The organism is Ruoffia sp. FAM 24228, assembly GCF_045528575.1.
Taxonomy (GTDB): Bacteria; Bacillota; Bacilli; order Lactobacillales; family Aerococcaceae; genus Ruoffia; species Ruoffia halotolerans.
In genome coordinates this window covers 15,472-29,132 of record NZ_JBGQQZ010000010.1, presented here as the reverse complement: position 1 = coordinate 29,132, position 13,661 = coordinate 15,472, and the positions used below count along the sequence as shown (strand labels likewise).

The 13,661-nt window shown below is 37.6% G+C and carries 15 protein-coding genes and 1 riboswitch; of the genes, 4 read left to right on the top strand and 11 right to left on the bottom strand.

Annotated elements, in window-relative coordinates:
• Positions 1 to 4: 4 nt before the first annotated feature.
• The 11 genes from ACEN33_RS02990 to ACEN33_RS02940 all read right to left on the bottom strand — a co-directional run bounded on the left by ACEN33_RS02990 (position 5) and on the right by ACEN33_RS02940 (position 10,627).
• Positions 5 to 1,405 (bottom strand): V-type ATP synthase subunit B, encoded by a 1,401-nt coding sequence (locus ACEN33_RS02990; RefSeq protein ID WP_138404713.1) that lies wholly within the window; start codon positions 1,403 to 1,405, stop codon positions 5 to 7.
• Entirely contained in the window at positions 1,389 to 3,167 is a 1,779-nt protein-coding gene (locus ACEN33_RS02985; RefSeq protein WP_138404714.1) for a V-type ATP synthase subunit A, read from the bottom strand. Before ACEN33_RS02985 ends, ACEN33_RS02990 begins: the two co-directional genes overlap by 17 nt.
• A gap of 12 nt (positions 3,168 to 3,179) precedes the next feature.
• Positions 3,180 to 3,491 carry a V-type ATP synthase subunit F gene (locus ACEN33_RS02980; protein ID WP_138404715.1) on the bottom strand — a complete coding sequence of 104 codons (312 nt, stop codon included), beginning with the start codon at positions 3,489 to 3,491 and terminating at the stop codon, positions 3,180 to 3,182.
• On the bottom strand, positions 3,481 to 4,485 hold the full coding sequence (locus ACEN33_RS02975; protein WP_138404716.1) for a V-type ATPase subunit: 1,005 nt from the start codon (positions 4,483 to 4,485) through the stop codon (positions 3,481 to 3,483). Before ACEN33_RS02975 ends, ACEN33_RS02980 begins: the two co-directional genes overlap by 11 nt.
• A gap of 12 nt (positions 4,486 to 4,497) precedes the next feature.
• The gene (locus tag ACEN33_RS02970) at positions 4,498 to 5,064 is read right to left on the bottom strand and encodes a hypothetical protein (protein ID WP_138404717.1); all 567 of its coding nucleotides are present in this window, start codon (positions 5,062 to 5,064) and stop codon (positions 4,498 to 4,500) included.
• A gap of 38 nt (positions 5,065 to 5,102) precedes the next feature.
• On the bottom strand, positions 5,103 to 5,579 hold the full coding sequence (locus ACEN33_RS02965; RefSeq protein ID WP_138404718.1) for a V-type ATP synthase subunit K: 477 nt from the start codon (positions 5,577 to 5,579) through the stop codon (positions 5,103 to 5,105).
• Between the two features lie 14 nt (positions 5,580 to 5,593).
• Positions 5,594 to 7,567 carry a V-type ATP synthase subunit I gene (locus tag ACEN33_RS02960; RefSeq protein WP_407094526.1) on the bottom strand — a complete coding sequence of 658 codons (1,974 nt, stop codon included), beginning with the start codon at positions 7,565 to 7,567 and terminating at the stop codon, positions 5,594 to 5,596.
• Positions 7,515 to 7,880, bottom strand: coding sequence for a hypothetical protein (locus ACEN33_RS02955; RefSeq protein ID WP_138404720.1), 366 nt, complete (start codon positions 7,878 to 7,880; stop codon positions 7,515 to 7,517). Before ACEN33_RS02955 ends, ACEN33_RS02960 begins: the two co-directional genes overlap by 53 nt.
• A 300-nt stretch (positions 7,881 to 8,180) precedes the next feature.
• On the bottom strand, positions 8,181 to 8,588 hold the full coding sequence (locus ACEN33_RS02950) for a YccF domain-containing protein (protein ID WP_138405451.1): 408 nt from the start codon (positions 8,586 to 8,588) through the stop codon (positions 8,181 to 8,183).
• A gap of 101 nt (positions 8,589 to 8,689) precedes the next feature.
• Positions 8,690 to 9,442, bottom strand: coding sequence for an esterase family protein (locus ACEN33_RS02945; protein ID WP_407094525.1), 753 nt, complete (start codon positions 9,440 to 9,442; stop codon positions 8,690 to 8,692).
• 3 nt (positions 9,443 to 9,445) lie between these two features.
• A complete protein-coding gene (locus ACEN33_RS02940) occupies positions 9,446 to 10,627 on the bottom strand; it encodes an acetyl-CoA carboxylase biotin carboxylase subunit family protein (protein ID WP_407094523.1) in 1,182 nt (393 codons plus the stop codon).
• 173 nt (positions 10,628 to 10,800) lie between these two features.
• A riboswitch (Fluoride riboswitch) is annotated at positions 10,801 to 10,874 on the top strand.
• A gap of 44 nt (positions 10,875 to 10,918) precedes the next feature.
• On the opposite strand from ACEN33_RS02940, the gene ACEN33_RS02935 reads away from it, so the two are divergent.
• The 4 genes from ACEN33_RS02935 (at position 10,919) to ACEN33_RS02920 (ending at position 13,654) form a co-directional block, all read left to right on the top strand.
• Positions 10,919 to 11,878, top strand: a complete 960-nt coding sequence (locus tag ACEN33_RS02935) for a cation:proton antiporter (RefSeq protein WP_407094522.1) — start codon at positions 10,919 to 10,921, stop codon at positions 11,876 to 11,878.
• Positions 11,879 to 11,915: 37 nt separating this feature from the next.
• The gene (locus ACEN33_RS02930; RefSeq protein WP_407094521.1) at positions 11,916 to 12,098 is read left to right on the top strand and encodes a hypothetical protein; all 183 of its coding nucleotides are present in this window, start codon (positions 11,916 to 11,918) and stop codon (positions 12,096 to 12,098) included.
• Between the two features lie 139 nt (positions 12,099 to 12,237).
• Positions 12,238 to 12,975, top strand: coding sequence for a methionine ABC transporter ATP-binding protein (locus tag ACEN33_RS02925; RefSeq protein WP_407094520.1), 738 nt, complete (start codon positions 12,238 to 12,240; stop codon positions 12,973 to 12,975).
• Positions 12,968 to 13,654, top strand: coding sequence for an ABC transporter permease subunit (locus tag ACEN33_RS02920; protein WP_338487782.1), 687 nt, complete (start codon positions 12,968 to 12,970; stop codon positions 13,652 to 13,654). The genes ACEN33_RS02925 and ACEN33_RS02920 overlap by 8 nt, the downstream gene beginning before the upstream one ends.
• The last annotated feature ends 7 nt before the right edge of the window (positions 13,655 to 13,661 follow it).

Below are 13,661 nucleotides of genomic sequence, written 5' to 3'. Positions count from 1 at the left end.
CTTATCACCCTTCCTCAGTCTTTGGTAAGTACTGATCCAAGTGTTCCTCACTAATACGAGTTAATTCTGTACGTGGCAAGATACCTAATAAGTCCCAACCAATTGCTAATGTATCTTCAATTGTTCGGTTTGTGTAGTAACCTTGGTTCACGTAACGTTGTTCAAATTCATCTGCAAACTCTAAGTATTTCAAGTCACTGTCCGTTAAGGCAGAGTCCCCTAATACAGAAGCTAAACTTTTCGCTTCTTTACCTTGAGCATACGCAGAGAAAATTTGGTTCATAGTAGATGCGTGGTCCGCACGTGTCTTACCTTCCCCAATCCCGTTATCTTTCAGACGTGATAATGATGGCAAAACATCTACTGGTGGTTCAATACCTTGGTTATACAACTCACGAGATAATAAAATTTGTCCCTCAGTAATATAACCGGTTAAGTCAGGGATCGGGTGAGTGATATCATCTTCCGGCATGGTAACAATTGGAATTTGAGTCACTGATCCGTTAGAACCTTCGATACGACCTGCACGCTCATAAAGTGTCGCTAAGTTTGTGTATAAGTAACCTGGGTAACCACGACGTCCCGGCACTTCACGTCGTGCTGCTGATACTTCACGTAATGCGTTCGCGTAGTTAGTCATATCTGACATAATTACAAGCACGTGCATGTCTTTTTCAAACGCTAAATATTCAGCGGCTGTCAGAGCCATACGTGGTGTTGCGATACGTTCAATAGCTGGGTCATCCGCTAAGTTGATAAATACAACTGAACGGTCGATCGCACCAGTTTCAGTAAAGTCATTAATGAAGAATTCTGCCTCTTCGAAAGTAACCCCGATAGCTGCGAAAACAACCGCGAACTTCTCATCTGAATTGACTACCGACGCTTGACGTGCAATTTGTGCAGCCAAGTCTTGGTGAGGAAGTCCAGATCCAGAGAAGATTGGTAATTTTTGACCACGAACTAATGTGTTTAAATGGTCAATCGTTGATACTCCTGTTTGAACAAATTCGTTTGGATACAGACGTTTAACCGGGTTAATTGCTTGCCCGTTAATATCTAATGATTTCTCAGGAATTAAATCTGGTCCACCATCAGCAATTCGTCCCATACCGTCAAAACGGCGTCCAATAATATCTTCAGACACATCTAATGTTAATGGGTGTCCTAAGAAACGGATTTTTGTATCCATTTTGTTGATTCCTGCTGAACCTTCGAATAATTGAACGACAGCTTTATCGTCTTTAACTTCTAGTACTTGGCCTCGACGTGTTTCGCCGCTACCTAATTGAACATCTACAAGTTCGTCGAATTTTACTCCTTCAACGTCTTGAACCGTAATTAACGGATCGACTATTTCAGTAATACCTCTATAATCTTTTAACACGTTAGACCTCACCTCCATCTTGCATCACTTGTCTTAACGTATCATCAATCGCTTTACGAATTTCTGCGTAAGGCGCTTCTGTGTTATCTTCGATATATTTCATACGTCCGATACGCTCTCTTAAGTTAACTGTTCCATTTAAGATACTGTTAATTGAAGCTCCAAGCTCTAAAGTCTCGCGACCTTTCTCTTCAAAATAAAGAATTGTTTGTAACATTTGAGCTTGTTTCTCTAAGTCCGTAAATGTATCCACATCATCATAAGCGTTTTGTTGTAAGTAGTCTGTACGAATCATTGCGGCTGTTTGTAATTTCAAGCGGTCTGTATCTGATAAAGATTCAACCCCTACTAAACGAACAATTTCTTCTAATTCAGACTCATCTTGTAGTAAAGCACGCGTATGTTTAACCATTGAATCCCAATCGATTCCTAAACGGTTACCCATAATAATATTCATATCTGAAGAATATAATGAGTATGATGTTAACCAGTTTACTGATGGGAAGTGACGACGGCGAGCAAGCGTTGCATCTAGTCCCCAGAACACTTTCGCTACACGCATTGTGTTTTGTGTTACTGGTTCAGATGTATCTCCTCCGGGAGGTGATACCGCTCCAATCGCTGTGATGTCCCCTGTACGTTCTGGTTTACCTAAAGTTTCTACTTTACCAGCACGCTCGTAGTATTCTGCAAGTCGACTACCTAAGTAAGCTGGGTAACCTTCGTCCCCTGGCATCTCTTCTAAACGACCTGAGATTTCACGTAATGCCTCTGCCCAACGAGAAGTTGAATCCGCCATAACGGCAACAGAGTAACCCATATCACGGAAATATTCTGCGATTGTAATCCCTGTATAGATTGACGCTTCACGAGCCGCAACCGGCATATCTGATGTATTGGCAATTAAGATTGTACGGTCCATAATTGATTTACCAGTATGTGGGTCAACTAGTTCTGGGAATTCGTTAATAACCTCTGTCATCTCGTTTCCACGCTCACCACAACCGATATAAACAACGATGTCCACGTCTGCCCATTTAGCAATCTGATGTTGTACAACAGTCTTCCCTGCACCGAATGGTCCAGGAACGGTTGCTGCTCCACCTTTAACTACTGGAAATAATGTATCAATGACACGTTGTCCAGTAATTAATGGCTCATCAGGTGTACGTTTACGTGCAGTTTTACGTCCTTCACGGATTGGTGAAGATTGAATCATGTTAAATTCTTTCACTTCACCATTTTCTAATTCAACAGTGTATAAAGTATCTTCTACTTTGAATTCACCATCTTGAATTGATTTAATTGTTCCTTTTGTACCTACAGGTACCATAATTTTATGTGAGATAACATCAGTTTCAGGAACTTCACCGATGATATCTCCTGATTCGACCATGTCTCCAACTTCAACATTTTTTGTAAAATTCCAAATTGTTTCACGATCTAAAGCTGGTAAGTGAACTCCACGGTCTAAGAATGAATTATTTGATAATTCTGCTAGTTTTTGTAGTGGTCTTTGAATACCATCAAACATTCCAGCAATTAATCCAGGTCCTAATTCAACTGATAATGGTTTTCCTGTAGGTTTTACAGGCTCTCCAGGACCGACCATTGAAGTCTCTTCATAAACTTGTACGTAAACATTTTCGTTACGAATTTGGATAATTTCACCAACTAAGTTAGCGTCACCAACGTAACAAATGTCACGAATTTTTGCGTTATCTAAGCCCTTTGCGACTACCAAAGGACCAGATACTGATACGATTGTTCCAGAATCCAATAATAATACCTCCTATAGAATATTTTGACCGACGGCTTTTTGCACATTTTCTTGAACGCGCTGTAAACCGATACTTTCAGAATCACAATCACTTGGGATTAGAATGAAGGCCGGCATGAATTCATCATCATATTTTTTAATAATATCTGGTATTTGTTGTGCCAGATTTTCAGTAATAAAAATCACACCGTAATCATCTTTTATGATATCTTTGACAACTTGGCGTCCTTGTTTTGCGTCTGTTGTATAAAATACATTCATTCCTAACATCCCGAAAGCGTAAACTGTATCTTTCTCTCCTACGATAGCGATTTTATACTGCATAATCTAATCTCATCCTATCTCTAACAATATCTGATTCAATGTTATTAATTTTACCTGTTAAAACCAATCGGATATTCTTCACTTCAATCTCTTTCGCACTAATGAACGCTAAGACAGGTAACGGACCAAAAACAAGGAATCTTGCTTGTTGTAAATACGTTTCCGTTGCATTATCTATTGCTTGTTCAAAGCGTCTTAAGGAGAATTTTCCTTGATCATCCATTGCTTCAGCTACAATATCACGGTAATCAGGTGAGTCTGAAAAGACACGAATCGCATTCTCCATCCCGCCTTCAGCCACTTCAACAAAGTAATCTGTTGAAATCGCTCCTTCGTTAGTGATTGTTGCTTGTAAGTGTGTTCGACCACGATCATTGGCCATCGCTCTAAAGAATATCGACATATTTGTATTATCAATTAACTTTTCAATATAACGTGTTACGTCATGATCGGCAATCTCTTCCGATAATCGCTTCAAATGATGGACGTAAGCACGGTCTACGAAAATATCAATATCATTCAACCGAGGTGTCTCCGCAAATTCAATTCTTAGATTGTTGATGTTTTGCATATACCATTTTGGTAAAACATCCGATTGTCCTTGAGAAACCGCACGGCGAAATTCATAAATGGGATATAGCCCGATATCAATTAATGTTTGGTCAAAGTCTTTACCCGTAAGTTCTTCTTTGAATAACACTTTGATATTGTGATAAGCATAGCTTAAAGTCATTAATTCTGAAAGTACGGGACTTGGCGATTGATCCATAATCCATTGGTAAGTTTCTTTCAACTCATCCATTAACATATCGTCATACTCTCTCGTTTGAATCGCTTCTTCCATACCATCACGGTAACCGGTGTCGGCTAATACTCGAACAGCATCCTCATAGGTTTTGGCTGATAACATTCGGTCATAGTCACTTTGCTTTAGGAGATTAGTCTCTTGTACGCGAACCGTTGTATTCAACGGTCCATATGAACTATCTTGCATGTAATCCACCTCCTATGATTTTTTGAAAATTTTATCAACGATAAGTGTTTGTAAAGAACTCGCCTTCTCTTCCACTAAGTTATCGAATAAATAATTGTATTCTATACTTCCTTGGCGTAGGACAAAGCCTGCTTTGTCAGCGACTGTCTCATTAGAAACTGTCGCATTCACTTGAAGCGAGTTATTTAATAAGTCACGTGTTTTTTCACCTAAAACAATTTCGTATTGTTCAGGATTTGAATAGTCATTTAGAACACTTTTGATGAATTTTGTTGTTGTTTCAGCATCAAGTTGTTCAAATGAGTGCTTCACTTGAGCAATATAATCGCTTATAATTGCTTGCTTTGTCTCTAATATTTGGTCCCGTTTCTTTAAACTTTCACTGTTAAGCGAAATGTCTAATTGATGTTTGCTCTCTTGTTCAAGATTAAATTTACGTTTAACAAATGTTTGTTTTAGATTTTCTTTTTTAGTTTCCGTTTCGGCCGCTTGCTCTTGTTCGTAAGCGTGGACCGCTTGGTCAACCTTGGCTTGTTCTCGTTCGATAACACTCTTGGTTAATCCATTAATGTCAGCCATCTACTCACTCCTCTCTTGTCTACTTGTAAAAGCAGTAATTAAACTAATAAGAACATAAGTAGAGAAATTACGAATCCTAGAATAGCGTATGTCTCAACCATCGCTGAGAATACAATCCCTTGTGTAGAGTTTTCTGGTCTTTGTGCAATGATTTGCATACCTGCAACTGAAACGCGCCCTTGTGCTGGTCCTGAAGTCAGACCTGTGATTGCTACTGGTAAAGCACACATAACATAGTGCCATCCTGTTGAAGTATCCATTCCAGCATCTAATTGTAATAACATTAATAAACCAATTACGAATCCGTATAAACCTTGTGTCGCTGGTAATAGTTGTAAAACTAATGCTTGTCCAAATAATTCAGGTTTTTCTTTAACTAAAGCTGCAGCAGACTCCCCTGCGATACCTACACCACGTGCTGATCCAATCCCTCCAAAGACTGTCGCAATTGCTGCTCCTAATCCTCCAAATACTAGACCAATGTTTTCTCCGAATAATGTTTGTAGAAATTCCATTTTATTAATTCCTCCTATTTATTGTTATAATTTTTTTGAATCCAAACTTCTTTTTCAAGTGGGCTTAAAGGCTTGAATGCTTTTCCACCTGTTTCATAAAACTTACCAAAGAACTCAACGAATTGCAGACGCATTGAATGCACGTAAGCTCCTAAATAAGTGATGAAGATATTTAAGGCATGCAATGCCAAGAATAATAATATTCCGACTGTGAAACGTACAAACGGCGGTAACAGTCCTACGATAAGATTAAATGCCATACCAATATTCGCACCCGCAACGGCTAAGGCAGTTAAACGTGTATAACTGACGATATCACCAATCATCCCCGCTAAATCAATTAAACCAAAGGCTCCTTGTCCGAGACCAATCAGTGGGTTTTTCGCTACAATCATATTGACAACAATCATTCCAATCACATTCCCAAGTAATAGTACTAAACCAATAGTATTTAAAACAGGTATTTCAAGAATGAAGTTGATCGCTATGATTGCCCCACCAATGAGCATCAAAATTTGTTGTAGTGCATCTAAATAAGAACTACCATAATCTTTTTCTTTCAATGTTAGATAGAACTTTAATGAATAACCCACTAACAAATGAACTAAACCTAACGCAACAGAGAATATCATCACTTCAATAACTTGTGATGATAAATTCATCACACCAAATGGTAGTGAGAATCCAAAGAAACTTCCAAAAAATAAGCCAACTAGAATTGTTCCAACTGACATATAGTTAAATGATTTCAAGGTTTTTCTCATACCTGGATCTAATTCGAAAAACATAATGGGGATGAATGTTGCGATAAACAACAATAATCCGTACCCTACATCTGCACTCATTAATCCAAAGAATAACACTTGAGAAAATGAGAAAAACGGTGTTGGGTCGATTGAGTTATACTTCGGTGTTCCATATTGAAGAGTTAAAGTTTCAAAGGGTGTACTAAACGCACTATTCTTCAACTTCACTGGAACTTCATCTAAGTTATCTTCTTCAGGATCAACATCATATGTAAAGATTGCAAGGTTGTCTTCACCAATTACATGATTAATATTCACGATATTATCTGATACTTCGTCTGCATCCATCCACCCTTTAAGAATAAATAAATGAGAACTATCTAGTAATAATTGACTCGCTTTCTCACGTTCGATTAAGTTCGCATAATATTCTTGAGCTAATTTTAAATTACTCAATAATTGACGATTAGATTTGAAACGCTTCACAAGTTCGGATTGCTCTTCGATCATTCTTTTACGTGTACTTAGTACCTCTTGAAGTTCTTCTTTTGGTAACTTATCGTACTCGTAATCTAATTCAGTGAAATTCGAACGTCTGACGACTTCTTGAACATCCTCTTGATGTTCTTTAGAAAACACAATCGTGTAACCGCTTGTATCTTCAGTGTAGTATACCTCTTGAACCAATACTTCATCAGTAACGTTCATTAAGTTGTCTATGAATTCAGTTGAATCTTCAGTATCAATCGAACCAACAACGACATCAAAATGCTTAAAGTCATCAGACTGCTTAAGTGAGAAGTCTAAGTTAGTCCATTTTCTAAGAAAACGTTCCTTCTCTTCAAGTTCTGTAATCGCTTGCCTTAACTGTTCCAACTCGGAACGTTTTTCGCTAACCAGTCTTAGCAGTGACTCAAGATTCATTGAATTTACTTCTGTTTCAAGTTCTTGCAGCGAGTAAACTTTACGTTTCTCTCGCATTCGTTTGATAAAAGACGGTTGTGATCCGTATTGTTTCAGAAATTCTATTGCGTCTTCAATCTTATTTAGAGTGTAACGATTCAGTTTTGAATCTTCTGAATTCAATGATGCACCGTCAAAGAAGATATCAAGATCTGCTTCCTCCACTTCTTCAAAAGGGACGATTTCAATTCCTTTTAATTCTTGAAGGGATTCGAGTAATAATTCTTTATTCGCTTGCTCCGCGATGATTGTTACCCGCTTCATGACTGAAATTGCCATATTGACTCATAACCTCCTTTATTCCAGCTTGAATGAGTTCTCCTTTATGAGTTTGATAATCATCTTGGGCATGTCGCCGATAATTATCCACTTCATAATTCACTCTTTCACGGACTTCGGCTAATTCTTGATTTCTTTCTTGCTCCAATTCAGAAGCAACGCCATCAAGCGACTGCTCTAATTCTTTGCGATAAGTTTCAATTTTTTCTTTTTCATTTTCACGAATCGCTTCTTTTTTATCCGCTAATTCTACTTTCATAGAATCAATTAAATTTTCAGCTTCTATTACTTTTCCAATTATATCCTTGCTCAATTTTTACTCACCCCTAACATTTTTAAGTATATCATAAAAAACGTTCACACCCTAGCCCTATGCGGAAAGTTACCCCTTTTTTCTGAAAAAAGTCGCGTTCCTTCCTATTTAAATATTATTTAATTTTACTTGCTAATTTCTGTCCATTATGTGAATTATTCTGACATAGCTCTCTGAATCGACGTCATTTTGTATTTTTTAATTATACTTTTATATTTAACTAAAAATTTAATCGTATATCAGATGAATTTTCATTCATAAAAAAAGAAGCATTCTTACATGCTTCTTCAACTTCATAACTTATCTTGAATATGGAACGTCGGTTCTCATCACTACTTGTTGGCGTTCATTGTGGATTTCTGCACCAAATGGGAAGAGTGCGAGTTTCACTAATTTGAACTGTTGTAAGCCAAATGGAATCCCAATAATGGTCACACATAATATTAAGCCACTAAATAAATGCATAGCTGCGATTTCAATTCCGCCAAAAATAATCCATAAAATATTCATAAGGAAACTTCCCCCACTATTACTGTGGTAAACTTCACGTCCCATGGGCCATGCAGATAGACTCGCAATCTTAAAACATTGAATCCCAACTGGAATTCCAATAATTGTTATACACCAGAGCAAACCAATGAAGCCCCAGGTGATAAAATTAATAAAGCCTCCAAAGATAAACCAAATTAAATTACCTAAAAATTTCATATATAATCAATTCCTTTCAACTTGTACTTCCTTACAATACTAAGTATATACGAAATTCTGCCTTCTGTTATCATCCTTGAGACGTAATTTTGAAAGAATTGTTAAACAATTGCTAAATCTTCTAATGTTGAAAAGAAGTAATATATTTGCTGACGCCAGTCATGCCAATCATGGGCAACATCATGTCCCCAATAATCAAACCAGCCTGGAATTCCTTTAGCATTGAATACTTCATCTAATTTACGTGTCGCTGTGACGTGCGGCCCTTCCCAATCGCCTTGACCAACTGAGACAATGAATTGATTCTGTCGGTATTGATCTAAGAACCATGGATCAGACATATTCCACAAGAAATCAATCGGAGAATTCTCATAAGTAGCAATATCGCTACCAAATTCGCCGGTAAAGTATCTCGCATCATAAACACCACTTTGTGAGATGGTTAGTCCAATAATATCCGGGTGTCTTAAGGCAAACAGCATTGAGTGGAAGCCACCCATACTACAACCAGTCGCAATCATCTTCCCGCCCCATTGAGATTCGTGACGGACTAAGGGAATGAACTCATGCACTAAATACTTATCATACTGATTATGTGCTTTTGCCTTATCGTGTGCTGATTTACCAGTGTCATTCCAAGATTCTGAATCGATACTGCTCACAGTATAAAGATGAATTTGTCCTGATTCGATGAAACCACTTAAAGTTTCTACCATCTTAAAGTCAGCATACTCATCCTTACTCCCACCACTTGATGGGAATACAATCACTGGCGTACCGCCATGCCCATAACGGTTAAAATACATTTCACGGCCTAAATGCCCACTATAGTGACTTCTTGCTTCAAAATGCATTGTTTACGCCTCCTGTCTTTGAGCGATGGTTTTAAGCATTTCATTAATTTTCTTTTCTGATGGCGACTTCATAATAAATCCTATATCTCCCATTGCTTTAGCAAAGACGCCTGGAATGTGTACAATGTTTACTAATTCTTTACTGTACTTATCTTTAATTTCTTCATTCGTAAACTTATAATTTAAATGATTTTTTCGTGAGACATAAATCACATGATATGGTCGTGTAATTTCTGCTTCAAATCGATTATCTTTAACTAAATTTGCATATTCTTTAAAAATATCAAAATCATTCGCATAGTTGAACATATCGATTGTAGCGCCTCCGGGTGGTCGGCAGTTCACTTCTAATCCATATAAAGAACCATCTTTTAATCTAAAGAATTCAAAGTGGAAGAAACGCTCTTTTATTTCAAAGGCTTTCACACATTTTTCTCCGAATTCAGCAAGATCCTTAGGTATCTCTCGCTTAATATGGTAATACATATCTGTATCTTGGGTTACAATATCTAAGATAGGTTTATCATTGATTAAAGTAGATGAGAAGACGATATTTCCATCCCGGTCTGTTAAACCATCAAAGGTTACAATTTGTCCATCAATGAATTCTTCCATAATGTAAGGCACCTCTGGTTGTTTAACCTTAAAGAATTCATCTAGTTCTTTTTCGTTTTTGACTTTAACCGTATCGTTTGCACCAACACCAGTATCTGGTTTAATAATGACTGGATACTTTAGACTTTTAATTAGTTTTTTCGCATCGGCTTTGTCTGATATGACACGGCCTTTAGCTACGGGTATCTTTAGTTCACGAAAGACTTCTTTCATCGTTGATTTATATTTAATCAAGCGAATATTGCGATTGTTATAACCGAAGACATTGAAATCTGTCCGCAACTTTGCATCAAGTTCTAACCAGTGCTCGTTATGCGATTCGATGCGATCGATTTTACCGTATTTAAACGCAAAGTAAGCAACAGCTCTATACATTTGATCATAATCATCCATATTATCGACGCGATAATATTCTGTTAAACTATCTCTCAACGATTGACTTAAATTCTCATAAGGTTCATCTGCAATACCTAAGGTATTAATGCCTTTTTCCTTTAAACGAACTGCGAATGTTTCAAAGTTCGATGGAAAATGAGGTGAAATCATGACAAAATTTATTTTCTCGTTCATACCAATGCCTCTTTTCTAAAGTTGATTTCTCATCATTGTTATTGATTTTACTTATAAAAATTATACCATATTAATGAGAATAACTCTAATTCATTTTTAATCTTCTTGCTATATTATTTTACTGGATCGAAAGTATTGACCGTATTAAATTTAGGTGTATACTTTGGATAAATATAATATTTGGGAATGAAGGGCTCCCTTGCCTACGGGCAAAACCGTCTTAAAGACTAATGACTTCTGCATGCTTATTTGAGTGTGTAGAAGTCTTTTTTATATTATTGGAGGGATAAAATGTTAGTAAGTGTAGCGTTGATATTAGTGAGTGGCGTTGTCTTGGAGTATACTTTAAAGAAGCTAAAACTCCCTGCTTTATTAGGTTATTTAATAGCCGGAATATTATTAGGCCCTTTTGGTTTAAATCTTGTTGATTCAGATTTATTACGATTAAGTCCTGACATTCGTCAAGTCGCGTTGATTGTTATCTTAACTCGCGCAGGTTTGTCATTGGATATTAAGCGACTGTTAGAGGTGGGTCGCCCAGCTATCATGATGTGTTTTGTGCCGGCAACCGTTGAGATTATGACTTCGATGATCTTTGGACCTTTGTTTTTTGGCTTTTCTTTAATCCAATCTTTATTGATTGGTGCAATATTAGCAGCGGTCTCTCCAGCGGTAGTCGTCCCACGCATGGTAGATTTAATTCAAACGCATCGGGGTACGAAAAAGCAAGTGCCGCAAATGATATTAGCGGGTGCTTCTTTAGATGATGTCTTTGTTTTAGTTTTATTTTCAGCCTTTTTAACGATTGCTTTAGGAGGTTCTGTCTCAGCTTGGACATTTATGCAAGTGCCTGTTTCAATTATTGCAGGAATTTTTGGCGGGGCAGTCCTAGGTTATTTATTAAACTTCTTATTTGTTTACATTCAATTGAAGCGTGTATTTCAAGTTATGATCCTCTTAGCAAGTGGGATGGTATTGATGCGTTTGGAAACAGTTTTTACAGGTTTATTTTCAGGAATTCTTGCGGTCATCGCAATGAATATTATGATTCGGACTCAATCTGAAAAGTTATCTAATGACTTATCAGGTTCTTTTAACCAAGTTTGGTTTGTCGCTGAGATTTTTCTATTCTTTTTAGTCGGTGTGAGTGTCAATCCGGAAAATGCTTTGTCTTATGGATTCTTACCGATACTCTTTATCATTCTTCTCTCTGTGTCGCTTATTTATTGGTGTGAGACTTTGTTTGCTTAATACACCTTTTAATAAGAAAGAGAAGAGATTTGTACTCATGAGTTATTTACCTAAAGCAACGGTTCAAGCTGCTATTGGGAGTGTGCCTTTAGCAAACGGAATGGCTGGTGGCGAATTGATGTTAACTCTCGCAGTCTTGTCAATCTTAATTACAGCGCCAATTGGAGCCATCGGGATGGATTATTTCGCACCGAGATTATTGACAAATGACAGTGAATAAACAGTTTCGGTCGTCTGTTTTAGGTTAGAGAACATTTTCACAATATATTCCCGGATAATAGGGCTTTATTCTGTTTCATTTTAAATATAAATCTGTTACAATGAAAACAATTACAAAAATCAAAGGTGGTGGATAATTTTTGATTGAACTCGTGAATACAACGAAGCGATTTGAAGGAAAATCTGGCTCGTTTCTCGCAGTAGACAATATAAGTTTAAGCATTAAAGACCAAGAAGTTTTTGGTGTGGTCGGAGAAAGTGGTGCAGGAAAATCAACCCTTGTGCGTTTTATTAATGCTTTAGAACGCCCAGATAGTGGACATGTTTTGGTCGATAATGTTGAGGTGCTGTCTTTAAGTAAAGGAGAACTTCAATATTTCCGTAAAGATATTGGTATGATTTTCCAGCAATTTAATCTATTAAATAATAAGACCGTCGCTGCAAATGTACATTTAGCGCTTGAGATACATCCTTACGATGACCCTTTGTCGGTGGATGAAGTTCTAAGTTTTGTAGGACTCAGTGATAAAAAGGATCACTACCCTAGCCAATTATCGGGTGGTCAAAAACAACGGGTTGGTATCGCGCGTGCTTTAGTGACGCGTCCGAAAATATTATTATGTGATGAGCCAACGTCTGCTTTAGATGCGAAGATGACGGATGAGATTGTGTCGGTATTAAAACGTGCGCACGCTAAATTCAATATGACCATTGTGATTGTGACCCATGAACTTGATGTGATAAAAGCGATGTGTCACCGCACGGCTATCTTAGAGCATGGAAAATTGGTTGATGTGCTAGATATTAAAGAATCTGATTATATACCAGAAGCTAAAAGTTATCACGACCGAGTGTTGGAGGTGCTAACAGATGACTGAGTCGATTCAAATATATTTAGATCGGGTGATTGAGTTCGCACCGAGACTGATTGAGAGTTTGCAAGAATCGGGTATTATGCTGAGCTTGGCATCAGTGGCTGCTATCTTTATTGGTATTCCTTTAGGTACCTTGCTTTATTTAACCGCTCCTGGTAAGCCGAGTGAGAACCTTTGGATTTATCAGATTTGTAATATTTTCGTGAATATTGTTCGTTCGTTTCCGTTCCTACTACTTGTCGTTGCAATGCAACCCGCTATTCGTGCCTTGTATGGCCGAGCAACTGGCGATCCCATCGCAGCGTCCTTTCCAATGATGTTAATTGCAATCGCACTTTATGCTCGCTTTGTGGAGCAGTCGTTATTAGAGATTCCTAAAGGTGTCATCGAAGTGGCTGACGCTATGGGCGCTTCTACGAATCAACTCGTAACCAAATTCTTATTTGTCGAGTCGAGAAGCTCACTCATTATCGGTTTTACGACCGCCTTTGTTAGTTTTATCTCTTACTCAACGATTATGGGTGTTGTAGGAGGAGGTGGAATCGGCGACTTTGCGATCCGATACGGTTATCAGCGTTACGAGACTGATATTATGTATACGGCCATCGTAGTGATTATCATTTTTGTACAAATTATTCAATGGTTAGGTTTAAAATTAGCTAAGAAATTAGATAAACGCTAGAAGGCGT

Coding starts and splice junctions, on each gene's coding strand:
- ACEN33_RS02930 (WP_407094521.1), top strand. CDS start 11,916: ATGAGTTATTTACCTAAAGCAACGGTTCAAGCTGCTATTGGGAGTGTG.
- ACEN33_RS02920 (WP_338487782.1), top strand. CDS start 12,968: ATGACTGAGTCGATTCAAATATATTTAGATCGGGTGATTGAGTTCGCA.
- ACEN33_RS02975 (WP_138404716.1), bottom strand. CDS start 4,485: ATGCAAGATAGTTCATATGGACCGTTGAATACAACGGTTCGCGTACAA.
- ACEN33_RS02980 (WP_138404715.1), bottom strand. CDS start 3,491: ATGCAGTATAAAATCGCTATCGTAGGAGAGAAAGATACAGTTTACGCT.
- ACEN33_RS02935 (WP_407094522.1), top strand. CDS start 10,919: ATGTTAGTAAGTGTAGCGTTGATATTAGTGAGTGGCGTTGTCTTGGAG.
- ACEN33_RS02950 (WP_138405451.1), bottom strand. CDS start 8,588: ATGAAATTTTTAGGTAATTTAATTTGGTTTATCTTTGGAGGCTTTATT.
- ACEN33_RS02970 (WP_138404717.1), bottom strand. CDS start 5,064: ATGGCTGACATTAATGGATTAACCAAGAGTGTTATCGAACGAGAACAA.
- ACEN33_RS02990 (WP_138404713.1), bottom strand. CDS start 1,405: ATGGAGGTGAGGTCTAACGTGTTAAAAGATTATAGAGGTATTACTGAA.
- ACEN33_RS02965 (WP_138404718.1), bottom strand. CDS start 5,579: ATGGAATTTCTACAAACATTATTCGGAGAAAACATTGGTCTAGTATTT.
- ACEN33_RS02960 (WP_407094526.1), bottom strand. CDS start 7,567: ATGGCAATTTCAGTCATGAAGCGGGTAACAATCATCGCGGAGCAAGCG.
- ACEN33_RS02940 (WP_407094523.1), bottom strand. CDS start 10,627: ATGAACGAGAAAATAAATTTTGTCATGATTTCACCTCATTTTCCATCG.
- ACEN33_RS02945 (WP_407094525.1), bottom strand. CDS start 9,442: ATGCATTTTGAAGCAAGAAGTCACTATAGTGGGCATTTAGGCCGTGAA.